At 26.8% G+C, this 15,524-nt stretch carries 12 protein-coding genes; 2 read left to right on the top strand and 10 right to left on the bottom strand.

Annotated features, from left to right (window positions below; genetic code table 11):
- Positions 1 to 41: 41 nt before the first annotated feature.
- The 7 genes from RWY47_RS04455 to RWY47_RS04425 form a co-directional block, all read right to left on the bottom strand.
- Complete coding sequence (locus tag RWY47_RS04455) at positions 42 to 1,181, bottom strand: hypothetical protein (RefSeq protein ID WP_168931645.1); 1,140 nt, start codon at positions 1,179 to 1,181, stop codon at positions 42 to 44.
- A gap of 13 nt (positions 1,182 to 1,194) precedes the next feature.
- Positions 1,195 to 2,649, bottom strand: a complete 1,455-nt coding sequence (locus tag RWY47_RS04450; RefSeq protein ID WP_168931647.1) for a HAMP domain-containing sensor histidine kinase — start codon at positions 2,647 to 2,649, stop codon at positions 1,195 to 1,197.
- Positions 2,650 to 2,651: 2 nt separating this feature from the next.
- Complete coding sequence (locus tag RWY47_RS04445) at positions 2,652 to 3,341, bottom strand: response regulator transcription factor (protein WP_053830912.1); 690 nt, start codon at positions 3,339 to 3,341, stop codon at positions 2,652 to 2,654.
- Positions 3,342 to 3,360: 19 nt separating this feature from the next.
- Positions 3,361 to 5,199, bottom strand: a complete 1,839-nt coding sequence (asnB, locus tag RWY47_RS04440) for an asparagine synthase (glutamine-hydrolyzing) (protein ID WP_150842600.1) — start codon at positions 5,197 to 5,199, stop codon at positions 3,361 to 3,363.
- Between the two features lie 221 nt (positions 5,200 to 5,420).
- The gene (gene cspD / locus RWY47_RS04435) at positions 5,421 to 5,624 is read right to left on the bottom strand and encodes a cold-shock protein CspD (RefSeq protein WP_021429181.1); all 204 of its coding nucleotides are present in this window, start codon (positions 5,622 to 5,624) and stop codon (positions 5,421 to 5,423) included.
- A 110-nt stretch (positions 5,625 to 5,734) separates the two neighbouring features.
- A complete protein-coding gene (locus RWY47_RS04430) occupies positions 5,735 to 7,579 on the bottom strand; it encodes an ABC transporter ATP-binding protein (RefSeq protein WP_206198383.1) in 1,845 nt (614 codons plus the stop codon).
- The gene (locus tag RWY47_RS04425) at positions 7,572 to 9,776 is read right to left on the bottom strand and encodes an ABC transporter ATP-binding protein (RefSeq protein ID WP_150842599.1); all 2,205 of its coding nucleotides are present in this window, start codon (positions 9,774 to 9,776) and stop codon (positions 7,572 to 7,574) included. Before RWY47_RS04425 ends, RWY47_RS04430 begins: the two co-directional genes overlap by 8 nt.
- A 151-nt stretch (positions 9,777 to 9,927) precedes the next feature.
- Here RWY47_RS04425 and RWY47_RS04420 point away from each other — a divergent pair, with 151 nt between their 5' ends.
- Positions 9,928 to 10,371 carry a MarR family winged helix-turn-helix transcriptional regulator gene (locus RWY47_RS04420; RefSeq protein WP_316030252.1) on the top strand — a complete coding sequence of 148 codons (444 nt, stop codon included), beginning with the start codon at positions 9,928 to 9,930 and terminating at the stop codon, positions 10,369 to 10,371.
- 32 nt (positions 10,372 to 10,403) lie between these two features.
- Here the strand turns inward: RWY47_RS04420 and RWY47_RS04415 are convergent, their stop codons facing one another.
- The gene (locus tag RWY47_RS04415; RefSeq protein WP_316030251.1) at positions 10,404 to 13,637 is read right to left on the bottom strand and encodes a ligand-binding sensor domain-containing protein; all 3,234 of its coding nucleotides are present in this window, start codon (positions 13,635 to 13,637) and stop codon (positions 10,404 to 10,406) included.
- A 153-nt stretch (positions 13,638 to 13,790) separates the two neighbouring features.
- Entirely contained in the window at positions 13,791 to 13,979 is a 189-nt protein-coding gene (locus RWY47_RS04410; protein WP_021432614.1) for a ferredoxin, read from the bottom strand.
- A 210-nt stretch (positions 13,980 to 14,189) separates the two neighbouring features.
- Between RWY47_RS04410 and RWY47_RS04405 the strand changes: the two genes are divergently transcribed.
- Positions 14,190 to 14,900 carry an N-acetylmuramoyl-L-alanine amidase gene (locus RWY47_RS04405; RefSeq protein ID WP_021429018.1) on the top strand — a complete coding sequence of 237 codons (711 nt, stop codon included), beginning with the start codon at positions 14,190 to 14,192 and terminating at the stop codon, positions 14,898 to 14,900.
- 31 nt (positions 14,901 to 14,931) lie between these two features.
- Here RWY47_RS04405 and RWY47_RS04400 read toward each other — a convergent pair whose 3' ends face one another.
- Entirely contained in the window at positions 14,932 to 15,339 is a 408-nt protein-coding gene (locus RWY47_RS04400) for a hypothetical protein (protein WP_021428978.1), read from the bottom strand.
- Positions 15,340 to 15,524 lie beyond the last annotated feature (185 nt).

Genomic DNA, 15,524 nt, shown 5'->3' with positions numbered 1-15,524 from the left:
TGTAATGTAAATATAACAAAAATGACAACTCTTATAAGTTGTCATTTTTTACTTGATATACTATATGTATATATTTCGCTTTCCCCAAATTTATTACCTTCTATAGAATATGCTAACTTGTTGTTATCACTTATTGCTATATACGGTATTCCTTTTATCATAGGTATGCTGCCTAGTTTATATACATCTACATTCTCACTATACATACCTAGTTCATATACATCTATAGTACTTTCATTATTACCCGTATAATATACAGTTACTAGTTTGCTTTTATCTTTACTTAAATACATTTCATCTAAATGCACTCCATTTATTATTTTTTTAGACTTATGCTCCGTATCATATATATATACATCTTTCTTGTCTGCATTAGTTCCTTCAATTAATAAATGTGTATCGTCTATAACATCAAAGTCAGATATAAATTTTATATCATCAATTTTAGATACTGAATTGTTTTTCAAATCATATATATCAATTTTATTTTTATTTATATTTAACATATAAAGTTTTGTTCCATCTTGAGAAAATAAAATTTTATTTACATAATCACTTTTTTTAAGTTCATAAGTTTTAACAATTTTTTCTTCATTTATATCATATGAAAATAATTCGCCATTTTTATAACCATAAAAACCACTGCTATCTGGTACCCAGCCTAATAAATCAAAATAATAAGGTAATGTAATATAACTGTCGTCTTTTAAATTATATAACACACTCTTTAAGTCTTTATATTTATCATTCTTTTCATGTTCAGCTGTATTATATGCTAGTATTTCCTTTGATGGAGACATACTCTCCAAATTATACATAGTAAAAACACCATCATTTAAGGTTTTTACATTTAAAATACTTTCATCATCAGGATTTATTTCATATATGTTTATTCCAGATTTGTTATTGTCTGTATAATTACTTATAGCTAGCAAGTTATCCTCATTGAATTCTAAATCTAGAATATAGTCATCTATAGGTATAACAGAGTCTAATTTTATACTTTCATCTTTATTTTTATAGTTACTTTCATTGTAATCATAAGTTTTTCCATCTAATTTTACATTTTTGCTATATTCTTTATTTTCATATACACTTACATATACAATAAGCGAAAGTATCCCTACAATAAAAAGTAAAAGTATTATGTTCTTTATATCTTGCTTTATATTCTTTAGCATTATATAGTTCTCCTTAACTTATTGTAGGAAGTTTTATAGAAACCTCAGTTCCTTTATTAACCTCGCTTTTAATGTCGATTTTCCCATTATAACTATCAACTATTGATTTGACAATAGCAAGTCCTAATCCAGTACTTCCTAATTCTCTAGTTTCACTTTTAGATACTCTATAAAAAGGAGATAATATATTTTCAAGTTCCTTTTCTTCAATACCTTCTCCTGAATCTATAACTGATATATTTGCAAATTTACCTTCTATATGCGCGTTAACAAATATCTCTGAATTAACTTTTCCATATTTAATAGCATTATCAAGTAAATTTATTATAATTTCTTTAATTTTATCTTCATTTGCAATTATTTTTATATTTTTTCCAACATTGATGTTTATACTCATATTATATTTTTTAGCTTTATGAGTCATGTCTTCACACATACTTACTATTATTTTAGATAAATCTATTTTTTTCAATTCATAATCAAAATTTTTATTACTATTTTTAGATATATCAAGTAATTGTACAATCATTCTATTTAATCTATTAGCCTCAGATATGATTCTATTTATTCCTTTATTAAAAAACTCTTCATCCGTAAATTGGTTGTCTTTTATAATCTCACTATATCCAATTATAGTTGTCATAGGAGTTTTAAGTTCATGAGTTACATTATCAAAAAATTTCTTTTGTTTTTCTGATAACTCCCTTAAATCATCTCTATCATTTTCTATAGTTTTTATCTGAGTATTTATTGTTTCAATCATATTATTAAAATCAGATGCAAGCATTCCTAACTCATCACTAGAACTTATATCTATATTCACATCAAAATTACCATCTGTAACCTCTTTAGTTTTATTTGCTAAATTTTTTATTGGAGATGTTATTTGCTTTGATATAATATATGCAATAATCATACTTACCGCAAAAATCATCACAGAAAAAATCAATGTTTTATTTATAAATAATTTAGTTTTATTAAATAAAGGTGTATAATCATTTGCAAATCTTATCATACCTATAAGTTTATCTTCTCTAAAAATAGGATATGATACATATACTAAAGCCTTATCGTCTTTATACTCAATTGTATAAGATAATTCTCCATTTAATGCATTTTCCATATCTTTTGTTATTTTTAATTGTTTATATTTTTCTGTTCTTGGATATAGTAATCCTCCCATATCATTATAAATATAAACCGTTTTATCTAATCTATAAGTTAAATCCCTTGAAATTGCACTACTTTTTGACGCAAATGAAATTTTATTAAATTCCATTTTATTAAATCTAAAATACTGATGTAAATATAAATTAATACTTTTAGTTGTATCTTTAACTTCATTATCAATTAAATATTCTACTACATTATTAAGTACTGAGTTACTATAAATAACTATAGAAAATATAACAAAAAAGATTATAACTAAGAAAAACAACATTATTTTGTTGGTTATGGAGTTTTTCATATTTATATTTTTTGTCCAGATAACTTATACCCCGCTCCGATTACAGTTTCTATACAATTGTAATCACCTAGTTTTTTTCTAAGTCTTTGTATATGGGTGTCTACAGTTCTGCTTTCACATTCAAAGTCTATACCCCATATATTGTCTAGTAATTGAGCCCTGTTTAGTACCGTGTTTATGTTCTCCACAAAATATAAAAGAAGTTCGTATTCTTTACTTGTTAAATGAATAATTTCATTATCTAATCTAACTTTCATTTCTTTTTTGTTTATTTCTAATCCATTTGCTAATTTAACAACTTCTATATCTGATTTAATATTATCTTCTAATAAGCTTATTCTTCTAAATATAGACTTAACTCTTGCAACTACTTCTCTTATATTAAATGGCTTAGTTATATAATCATCCGCGCCTAATTCTAAGCCTAAAACTTTGTCTATAGTATCTGACTTTGCAGTCAACATTATTATAGGTATAGAGAAATTAGTTGTTACATTCCTACAGATATCAAGCCCATTCATATCTGGGAGCATTAAATCTAATATAATTAAGTTTGGCCTGAAACTTGATACAAGTTCAATAGCAGATTTTCCAGTATCTGCTATTTTAGTTTCATAACCTTCTTTTCTTAGAGAATAAGATAGTATATCCGATATATTTTCTTCATCTTCAACTATTAATATCTTCTTCATATCTACATCCTTCTTTCGTTTATAAAGAATCTATATTTTTTCCTTCTATAAATATTTGGTGCCATAAACAGAATACAAATATTGTCCAAACTTTTCTTGAGTTATCTTTGCTTCCTTTTATATGTTCATCTAATAAACCTATAGCATACTCTTTATTTATAAGTTCATCCGTTTTTGATTCAGTTATTATATTTCTTACATATTTACCTAAATCATCTTTTAACCATACTCTTATAGGTGTTGGGAATCCTAATTTTTTCTTTTCTACCATATGTTGAGGTACTACATCTTTAAATGCTTCTCTTAGTAAAACTTTTGTATTCTTATTGCTTATTTTTTGATCTAATTTTAAATGTCTAGCAACTTCAAATACTTCTTTATCTAAAAATGGTACTCTAAGTTCTATAGATGATGCCATTGACATTTTATCACCTTTTAATAAAATATCTCCTTCTAACCATGTATTTATATCTATATCTTGCATAGTTGTTACATAGTCATAACTTTTTCTTTTGCAATCTCTATATAAATCTCTAACTACTTTACCATATGTGTTATTATCATCATACTTATTTATTATACTCTTTACTTCATTATTTTCAAATATTTTAGCATTTCCTATATATCTTTTTTCTAAAGGTGTAGTTGCTCTAACTAAGTAGTTTTTACCTCTTAATTCTGGCATTTTTGTAAATATTTTATTTAAAGTTTGGTTTAAACCTTTGGATAATCCTAAAAACGGCTTAACAGCTTCATATTCTTTGTATATATTGTAACCTGCAAAGAACTCATCAGCTCCTTCTCCAGATAATACTACAGTTACATGTTTTCTAGCTTCTTTTGATAAGAAATATATTCCAACACATGATGGATCTGCTAATGGATCATCTAAACTGTATATTACCTTAGGAAGTGCTTTTATGTAATCTTCTTGAGTTACTCTTATTTGTATGTTTTCAATTCCTAATGCAGCTGCACTTTTCTTTGCAACACTTAATTCATTGTATCCGTCTACTTCAAATCCTACAGAGAAAGATTTTATTTTAGGATTTATTTTTGATGCTAATGCAGCAATTATAGTTGAGTCTATCCCCCCTGATAAAAATGTTCCAACTTCAACATTAGATATCATATGATGTTTTACAGAATCGTCTAATATATTATATACGTCTTCTTTTGTAACTTCTTTTTCATTTGAAAATCTAGGTTCAAAATATTTTTCAAATCTTATTTGATTATTTTCAATTGTAAAACAAGTTCCATTAGGTACTTTTTTGATTCCTTCCATCATAGTATTATATCTTGGAACATATTGGAATGATAAATAATTTTGTAAACTTTTATCATCTACATTTTTTTCAGTTACTATTGGCATTAAAGCTTTATATTCTGATGAAAATGCTATATATTCATCATTTTCAGTGTAGTATAATGGCTTTATCCCAAAATGATCTCTAGCCCCAAATATAGTATTTGTGTTCTCATCATAAATTACAAATGCAAACATTCCTCTAAAATCTTTAACAGCTGATTTTCCATATTCTAAATAAGAAGTAAGTAATACTTCTGTATCTGATCCTGTTTTAAACTCATGACCTTTAGCTATAAGTTCATCCCTTAACGCTTCATGGTTATAGATTTCCCCGTTAAATATTATCGTACTCTCTTTTTTGCTAAATGGTTGATGTCCATGAGATAAATCAATTATACTAAGTCTTTTAAATCCAAACCCTACATTATCTTTTACAAATAATCCTGTATCATCAGGTCCTCTATGATTAATTTTTTCAGTTAATTCGCTTAATAAAGCCTCATCAACATTTCCTTTTTTACTATATAAAAAAACGTGTCCACACATAAAATTTCTCCTTCTGTCATAAATACAAATTATTCCTAGTCTTTCCTGAATATTCTATATATTTCGTCACATGTATTTTATATATTTTATCATGACCATGTAACAAATTTATTACGCATATGTAACAAAACTGTTACATGACGCTAGTTAACAATAAAAAAAACTAGAGAAAACTCTCTAGTTTTAATTTCTTAATTGTGTTTTATATATTATAAACTCAATTATTCTGCTATTGTTACGTTAGCAGCTTGAGGTCCTCTTGCTCCTTCAACTATCTCAAAGTTAACTGCTTGACCTTCTTCTAATGATTTGAATCCATCTCTTTGTATAGCTGAGAAATGTACGAATACGTCATCTCCACCTTCTACAGATATAAATCCAAATCCTTTTTCATTATTAAACCATTTAACTGTTCCATTCATCATTTTGGAATCCTCCTAAAAACTTGTAAAAAAATTTAACATTTACTAATGTTACCTTAATTTTAACATAATTGTAATTACTTTACAATATGTTTATTATCAACTTGGAAAACTTATTCACAGTCTTCAAATTGACTATTATATAAAGATGCATAGAATCCATCAGCTTTTAATAATTCTTCATGGTTTCCTTGCTCAATTATATCTCCATCTTTCATAACTAGTATTAAATCTGCATCTTTTATAGTTGATAATCTATGAGCTATTATAAAGCTTGTTCTACCTTCCATAAGATTTTCCATAGCTTTTTGTATTAAAACTTCTGTACGAGTATCAACTGAACTAGTAGCTTCATCTAGTATAAGTATTTTAGGATCTGCTAAAATCGCACGAGCTATAGTTAAAAGTTGCTTTTGACCTTGAGATACGTTACTAGCTTCTTCATTTAATTCCATGCTGTATCCTGCTGGAAGAGTTTTTACAAAGTGATGCACATGAGCTGCTTTAGATGCTTCTATGACCTCTTCATCAGTAGCATTAAGCTTAGAGTATCTTATGTTTTCCATTATGCTACCATTAAATAACCATGTGTCTTGTAAAACCATTCCAAATAAGCTACGTAAGTCAGCTCTGTTAAAATCATTTATATTTTTACCATCTATCAGTATAGCACCTTTATTTACATCATAAAAACGCATTAATAATTTTACAACTGTAGTTTTACCAGCACCAGTAGGCCCAACTATAGCTACTTTTTGTCCTGCTTTTATATTTGTTGTAAAGTCATTTATTATTATTTTATCTTCAGAATATCCAAAGTTAACATGATCAAAAGAAACATCCCCTTTGATATTTTCAACGCTAACTGGATGATCACTTACTTGGATTTCTTCTTCTTCATCTAAAAATTCAAATGCTCTTTCTGCTGCTGCTGCCATAGATTGCATTATATTTGCAACTTGTGCAGTTTGAGCTATTGGTTGGTTAAAACTTCTTACATATTGTATAAATGAAAGTATATCCCCAACTTGGATAGTTTTCTTTATAGTAAAGTATCCACCTAATATAGATACTAAAACATAACCTAAGTTACCTATAAACGTCATCATCGGCATCATCATTCCAGATAAGAATTGAGATTTCCATGCAGATTCATATAACTTATCATTTAACTCATTAAACTCTGCTATAGCTGCATCTTCTCTATTGAATGCTTTAACTATATTGTGTCCACCATAAGTTTCTTCAACTTGACCATTAACATGCCCTAAATATTTTTGTTGAGATTTAAAGTGGCTTTGTGAGTTCTTAACAATAAAACCTATTATTATCATAGATATAGGTAATATTAATAATGAAGCTATAGTCATTTGCCAACTTATAGATAACATCATTATAAGAACCCCTATTAAAGTTGTAACAGCTGTAATAATTTGAGTCATAATTTGATTTAAGTTTTGACTTAACGTATCTATATCATTTGTAATTCTTGATAGTACTTCACCATGTGTTCTTTTATCAAAATACTTAAGTGGCATACGGTTTATTTTTTCTGAAATTTCTTTTCTCAATTTATATGAAACCTTTTGAGATATTCCAGAAACTATAAATGATTGAACAAATGAGAATAACGCACTTATTACATATAGCCCTAATAAAATTAAAAGAACTTTGCCTATATAATTAAAATCTATCCCAGCATTTCCTTGATTACTAACTTTTCTAATCAGTCCTTCAAATATCTCAGTGGTAGCTTTACCTAATACCTTAGGTCCTACTATAGAGAATGCAGAACTCCCTATTGCAAATATAACTACTATAAATATAGATATTCTGTAAGGTTTTAAATAATTGAAAAGATTTTTCATTGTACCTTTAAAATCTTTTGCTTTTTCTGTTCCTCTCATTCCTCCCATAGGTCCGCCCATTTTAGGAGTAGATTGCTTTTTATTACTCATTGTCAAGTTCCTCCTTTGAAAGTTGTGATTGGGCAATTTCTTTGTACACTTCACAATTTTTAAGAAGTTCTTCATGTTTTCCAATTCCTACAATACTACCTTGGTCAAGTACTATTATTTGGTCAGCATTTAATATCGTACTTATTCTTTGAGCTACTATAAGTACTGTAGAATCTCCAGTTTCTTCTTTTAGTGATTTTCTAAGTGCTGCATCTGTTTTTAAGTCTAACGCAGAGAAACTATCATCAAATATATATATTTCTGGATTTTTAGCTATTGCTCTAGCTATTGAAAGTCTTTGTTTCTGACCTCCTGAAACATTTGTACCACCTTGTGAAATTTCACTTTCAAACTTATCAGGTTTAGTCTCTATAAACTCTAAAGCTTGTGCTATCTCCGCTGCTTTTCTAACTTCTTCATCCGTAGCACTTTGGTTACCATATCTTAAGTTAGAGCCTATGTCGCCTGAGAATAAAACTCCTTTTTGAGGTACATATCCAATTCTATCTCTTAAATTATGTTGACTAGCATCTTTTACATCTATACCATCTACTAATATTTCACCTTCTGTTACATCATAGAAACGAGGTATTAAGTTTATAAGAGTTGATTTTCCTGATCCTGTACTTCCTATAAACGCAGTAGTTTGCCCTGGTTTTGCAGTAAATGTTATATTTCTTAAAACATCTTCTTCTGCATTAGGATATCTGAAACTTACATTCTTAAATTCAACTATACCCTTTTTATTTTCATCAAATTCTTTAGTATTTTTCTTATCTTTTATATTTACATCTTTGCTTATAACTTCATCTATACGATCCATAGAAACTATAGCACGTGGTAATATCATAGATACCATTGATATCATTAAGAATGCCATTATGATTTGCATAGTATATTGTATAAATGCCATCATATCTCCAACTTGCATATTCCCTGAATCAACACGATGAGCACCATTCCATACTATTAATATAGTAATTAAGTTCATTATTAGAGTCATAGTTGGCATCATCATAGACATAGTTCTATTGACAAATAAATTAGTTTTCATTAAATCAGTGTTTGCATTATCAAATCTTTTTTCTTCATGCTTTTCAGTACCAAATGCTCTTATTACTAACATTCCTGTAAGCATTTCACGAGTTACTAAGTTTACCTTATCAACAAGCTTTTGAACAGATTTAAACTTAGGCATAACTAATGCAAATAAAACTAATACTACAGATATTATTGCAAGAACTGCAACACCTATTATCCAAGCCATAGAAGTATCAGTTCCTAATACTTTTATAACTCCACCTAAAGCAAGTATAGGTGCATAAAATACAATTCTAAGTAACATTACCATTAGCATTTGTACTTGTTGTATATCATTTGTACTACGAGTTATTAAAGATGCAGTCGAGAATTCATCCATTTCTTTATTAGAGAATGAAATTACTTTATGGAATACATCTTTTCTTAAGTTTCTACCAAGCTTTGCTGCAACTCTAGCACCTAAGTATCCAACTGCAACTGTAGCTAGCATACTTATTAAGGCTACTCCTAACATTATCGCACCAGTTTTGAATATGTAGTTAGTTTGAAGTTTATCTACATTTATTCCCATTGCTTTGTATTCACCTTTTACATATCCTATAGCACCTTGAGTTACCATACTTTCTGGCATTTTATCAACTTTTTCATCAAACTTAGATTCTATTTGATTTAAAGAATCTTTAGGCATAGACTTAAAAGTAGCCATTATATCCATATTAGGATTAACCGGAACTCCCGGTGGTGTCATTTGTTTTGCAATTTGAGTCTTGTTTTTTTCTATACCAGATACTACCATAATAGATTTTGACATTATAGGGTTTAACTTATCTATTACTTCTTTATCATTTGTATTAAGCTTATATACTTTTTCATCAATCTTAATATCTTTAAACTCACCCTTATCAAGTAAGTCATAATATTTCATTACTTCACTTTTATCTTTGTCACTCATAAAGATAGTAAGATTATTTAGTTCGCTCTCTCTTATAACTTCTGGAACTGCATTTTCAATACCATTTTGCTGAATACCAATATTTACTATATTAGATGTATAATCAGGTAATGATAAATCACATATAGCTTGAATCGTTAACAGTCCAACTATAAGTGCTACAGAACCGACTGAGTTTCTTAAATGTTTAATTAACTTAATCATTTTGCTACTTCTCCCTTTTAGATTTTAATAGTTATGTTTTAATAATTATTATATTTTTATAATTATTATAAGTCAATAACTTTTTTAAATTGTATAAAATTTTATTTTAGTTTATAATAGTAATATAATTACAGGTTAAAGGAGATTTTATATGGATAAAAAAGATTTAACTAAAACATCTGATGCATTATTTAGCTTGTTAATTCAACTGAATAATAAAGTATTTAATCAAGATAAAATGGTTAAATGCTCACCTCTTCCTCCATCACATGTTAAGGTTATATTTTATTTACTTAATAACGGATCTTCATCTATATCAGATATAGCTTCTAACTTAGAAATATCTAAGCCAAATATGACGCCTATTATAGATAAACTTTTAAGAGACGACCTAGTTCAAAGAACTGAAGATCCTAATGACAGAAGAATTGTCAGAATAGCGTTAACACAAAAAGCTTTAGACATATCAGATGAACATAAAAGAAGGCTAAAGGAGTCTCTTTTCACTAAATTGTCAACGCTTTCAAATGATGATTTAATCCAAATGCAAGATTTAGTTTCTCAGCTTACTAATATAATAGTCAAGCTAGATTAGATTAAATAAAAAAGAACTCTGGGAGTTCTTTTTTATTTAACTTTTTCAGGTAAAATTATAACAAATTCGCTACCCTTTCCAACTTCACTTTCAACATATATAATCCCACTATGTAGATCTATAATTTGTTTAGTAATTGTTAATCCTAAACCACTGCCTCCTTTGACCTCTGAATTAGCATCTACAACTTGGTTAAATCTATTAAATATAGATTCATGGAATTTTTTTTCAATTCCGATACCATTATCTTTAACACTTATCATTACTTTATCGCTTAAATCTTTTATTTTTATTTCTATCTTTCCACCTCTTGGTGTAAATTTAACTGCATTCCCAATTAAATTAACTATACATCTTTCAATTTCATACTTATCACATTCTATTATCTTCTCTTCAATTTCAGGGTCTATTATAAACTCAATACCCTTATTTTCTATAAAATCTCTTAATCCTAAAATTGTTTCTTCAACAATATAAACTATATCATTGTTTTGTAATTGAACTATATACTGTCCATTTTGTAATTTTGTGCTATCTATTATATTGTTAATAAGATTTAAAAGTCGTTTTGAATTTTTATCTATAACATCCATGTAATGACTTATTTTTTCCTTACTTATTCCTTGTTGCTTTTTATTAAGCTCACTTATAAGTTGCCTTGTACTATTTATTACATTTAAAGGAGTTCTTAATTCATGAGATAAATTTACAAAATAATTGTTTTTATTCTTTTCTAATACAATAACTTTATTCAAAAGATTATTATTTTTTTCCATTTCATTTTTTAGTTGATAAGTTCTCTTTTCTACAAGTCTATCTAATTTTTTCATTCTATTTATACTCATATAAATTATTATTATTATTATTACCGCATATATAGCTAAAGCTATATTACTTATCCAATAAGGTTTTCTTATTATAAAGTCAACACTACTTTGTTCACTAAAATTTCCATTGTCATTCCTAGCAACTACTTTTAATTTATAATTTCCAGGATCTAAATCACTAAAAACAATAGTGTTATCATAAGTTATATTCCACTCACTATTTTTTTTAGAATACAATTTAAAAGGATTATTTTTATGTTCTAGTTTGTAATAATATTGAGTCTTTTTTACGTCTTTATACGAAGTCAAAAAAAATCTTATACTTATATTATTCTCATAACTAGCAAATTTTTTCCCACTTATATCTTTGTAATTTTTCCCATTTATATTAAATTCATCAAATTCAACATTTCCAACAAAGTTTGATTTTTTTATATCTTCAGGATAAAAGACATTTAATCCATTTATTCCCCCAAAGAAAAACTCTCCATTTCTATTTTCATAAGATGCGTTACTGTTGAACTCATTACTTTGCAATCCATCAGCAACTCCTAATGTCTGGAATTTGTCACTTTTTATATCTAATTTAGCTATTCCTAAGTTAGTGCTAACCCACGGATTATTTTTTTTATCAAACAAAATTCCATACACAGTATTATTGGGTAAGCCCTCTTTAGTTGTGTAAACTTTAAAAGTTTTATCATTAGGATTGAATTTATTTAACCCATATCTAGTTCCTATCCACACATTTCCATATGAATCTTCTTTTATATCTTTTATACTATTACTACTTATGCTGACATCTTTATTCTTATCAACTTTATAAACTTCATGTTTATACGTATCTAAATTTAATCTTATAAGTCCTCCTTGTAAAAAAAGACCTATATACAGATACCCATTTTTATCCTCATATATGGAAGATACGTATGTATCATTTTTATTAATTTTTTTCAGTAAATAAGTATAATCTTTAATGGTATTATCATTTGTATTCAACACACTAATTCCGTCAATTGTTCCTATCCATAAATATCCACGTTTATCTAAAAATAATGATTTAATATTATTATTTGCAATATTATTTTCTTTAAAATATTTTTCAACTTTTTTTGTTTTCTTATTTAATACGTTTAACCCATTGTCAGTTGCTATGTATATATATTCATCTTTTCCAGTTATATCATTTATAGAGTAATCACTTAAAGTAAACTCATTGTGTTCTTTATCTATTCTTCTCACTATATTTTTTTCTCTATCTATTATATTAATTCCCTTTGAGTTTGTTCCTACCCATAAAAGGCCTTCATTATCTTCATATATACCTTGTATCAAATTGCTGTTTATAGAATTTTCATCTGATGGGTTAGTTTTATAATGTTGGATTTCATTATCTGGATCAAACATACTTATTCCTGCATACGTCCCTAACCATATTAACCCACTTTTATCCTCAATTATACTAATTACGTCATTAGCTATAAGACTAGTTTTATCATATATTTCATTTGAATATGTAATAAAATTATTAGTCTTATAATTGTATTTAGCTAAGCCTTGATTTGTGCAAACCCATAGATTCCCTCTACTATCCTTCATAATATCATTTACACGATTTCCTGATAATGAATTTTTATTATCTAAATTATTGCTATATCTAGTAATTTCATTATTTGATATATTAATTTTAATTAATCCTGAATTGCTTGTCCCTAACCATATATTTTCTTTTTCATAATAAACTTTATTTATACTACTTTCACTTATAGAGTTTTTACCTTTATTTTGGTAAGACTCCAATCTATTTTTTAAATTTGCATCGTATTTATCTAATCCTTTGTCAGTACCTATCCACATATTCCCTTTTTCATCTTCAGTTAATGAGTTTACCATTTGATTTGTTAACTGATTTTCACTACTCAACACTCTTTTAAATTTATCCTTTTCTTTATCATACAAATTTAATCCATTTGATGTTGCAACTATAATTCGATTATCTTTAGTTACTAAAATATCTCGGATATTATAATGCGATAAATTACCATTATCATTTTTATCTAAATAATTATTTATATTTCCAGTTTTTAAATTTATTTTACTTAATCCATTTGCTGTTCCTACCCATATATTTCCACTATTATCTTCTGTAACATCTATAATAAAGTTGTTGCTTATGCTATTTTTATCCTTATCGTTATATGAATACACCTTAAAATCATATCCATTGTATCTATTAAGCCCATCATTAGTTCCTATCCACATATATCCATTTATATCTTGATATAAAGTGTTTACAGAAGATTGAGAAAGTCCATCCTCAATGGTTATATTTTTAAAGCTCATATCATTGTATGCATATGCTAAATCTAGATTAATCCCACAAAATATCATTATTAGAACAAATATAGTAAATTTTTTTATTAATTTATTTTTTTTCATATCAGTCCTCCATTCAATCTGTTCCATTTTTTCGCATAGGCACAATTATACTATATTTCGATTTTTATAACCATATTTGTGCAATTATCAACTCTTATTTTACAACTAAAAAAAGCTATCTCTTTTATAAGATAGCCTTTTTATCAAAAATTATTATTCTATTATTATAGCACTTACAGGACATCCATCTTGAGCCTCTACCGCACTATCTTCTAATTCACTTTTTAATTCGTCTTTTATAGCTATTGCCAGTCCATCATCATCCATATCAAATACTTCTGGGCATATACCTGTACATGCTCCACACCCTATACATATATCTTTATCTACAAATGCTTTCATTTTTAATGTCCTCCAAATTTTTTAATATTAATTTGCTAGCATTTATTATTTACCCAAACAAATTTTTATTTAAACATATATTCTGATTTTTTAAAAATAAAATTTTTCCCAATAAATAAAATATATATTTATTTAATCGAACCAAATTTAATTGTATTTCATAATATATTTTAGTACATTATGTACAAATGTGCTTTCAAGGAGGTAATTATGAGTAAAAAAATATTTATAGATCCAGGCCATGGTGGTATAGATAGTGGTGCTGTAGGTATTAACAATTTACTTGAAAAAAATATAAATTTATCAGTAGCTAAAAAAGTTGAATCATTGTTAAAAAAGCAAAATCTTGAGGTAAAGCTAAGTAGAACTGATGATTCTACACTTTCTTTAGATGGAAGAACTTCTGCCGCTAATAAGTGGAATGCAGATTGCTACGTTTCAATACATTGTAATTCATTTAATAATTCAGCTAGTGGAGTTGAAACTTTTAGTTATACTGATAAAACTAACGACTTAGCTAATTGTATACATGAAGAAATACTAAAGACTAACGCTTATACTAAAAATAGAGGTGTAAAAACTGCAAACTTCTATGTTTTAAGAAAAAGTAGTATGAGATCTTGTTTAATCGAACTTGCTTTCATAGATAATGAACTTGATGCTAAGCTTCTAAGAGAAGATCAAGATAAATTTGCCCTTGCAGTTGCTAAAGGAATATGTAAGTATGTAGGCGTAGAATTTAAAACTGAAAATCCTACCCCAAATACAAAACCTACTAATCCTCCAGTAGAAGATTCTAATGTCTTTTATAGAGTTGTTTGTGGTTCATTCAATAATAGGGTTTATGCAGAAGAGATGATTGAAAGTTTAAAGGCTCATGGATATACAGATATTTTTATAGATATATTCAACAAAAAATAAAAATAAGGGTATCTTCTATAGATACCCTTTCCTATTTTATAAACTCTATATCAATAGGCATTTTTATAATTATTTCTTTTTTATCATTCCAAGTTTTATAATCTTTTATAATATCGCCTTTTATTTCTCTATATACAGGTCTTACCTTTACATAACCTTCATTGTATTTATTTTCTATATCTTTATTATTTATATTTATACCTTTAAATATATTAGTTTTTATTTCGTAATTTATAGCATCTTGTTCGTCTTTGTTTAAGTTAACATTATAAATTGTCTCATAATTTAAATTTGTATTTAACTCTTCATAACTTCCTTTTATTATTTTATCATCTGTTTTTTGAAAGTATAAATCATAATAATTAAGTGCTTTTGCACTTCCTGTAAATAAATACACAATAGTTATAGCTAAAGCAAATATTTTTATTATTTTACGCACAATTTCACCTCTATAATTTCAATATTTAATGTTATTGTGCTTCTTTTCTTATTTAATTATTTATTTTTTTTGATTATTTTAAAGTTATCATCTAAAATTTTGATTACTATAAAGTCAGCAATTTCTAAAATAATTAATATAAAAAATAATTTTTGATTATTTATAAGGGTTAATATGTACAGTAT

The sequence above is a fragment of the Paraclostridium sp. MRS3W1 genome, assembly GCF_032465715.1.
Lineage (GTDB): Bacteria > Bacillota > Clostridia > Peptostreptococcales > Peptostreptococcaceae > Paraclostridium > Paraclostridium dentum.
The sequence above is the reverse complement of the archived record's forward strand: the minus strand, read 5'-3'. Positions and strand labels throughout refer to the sequence as shown.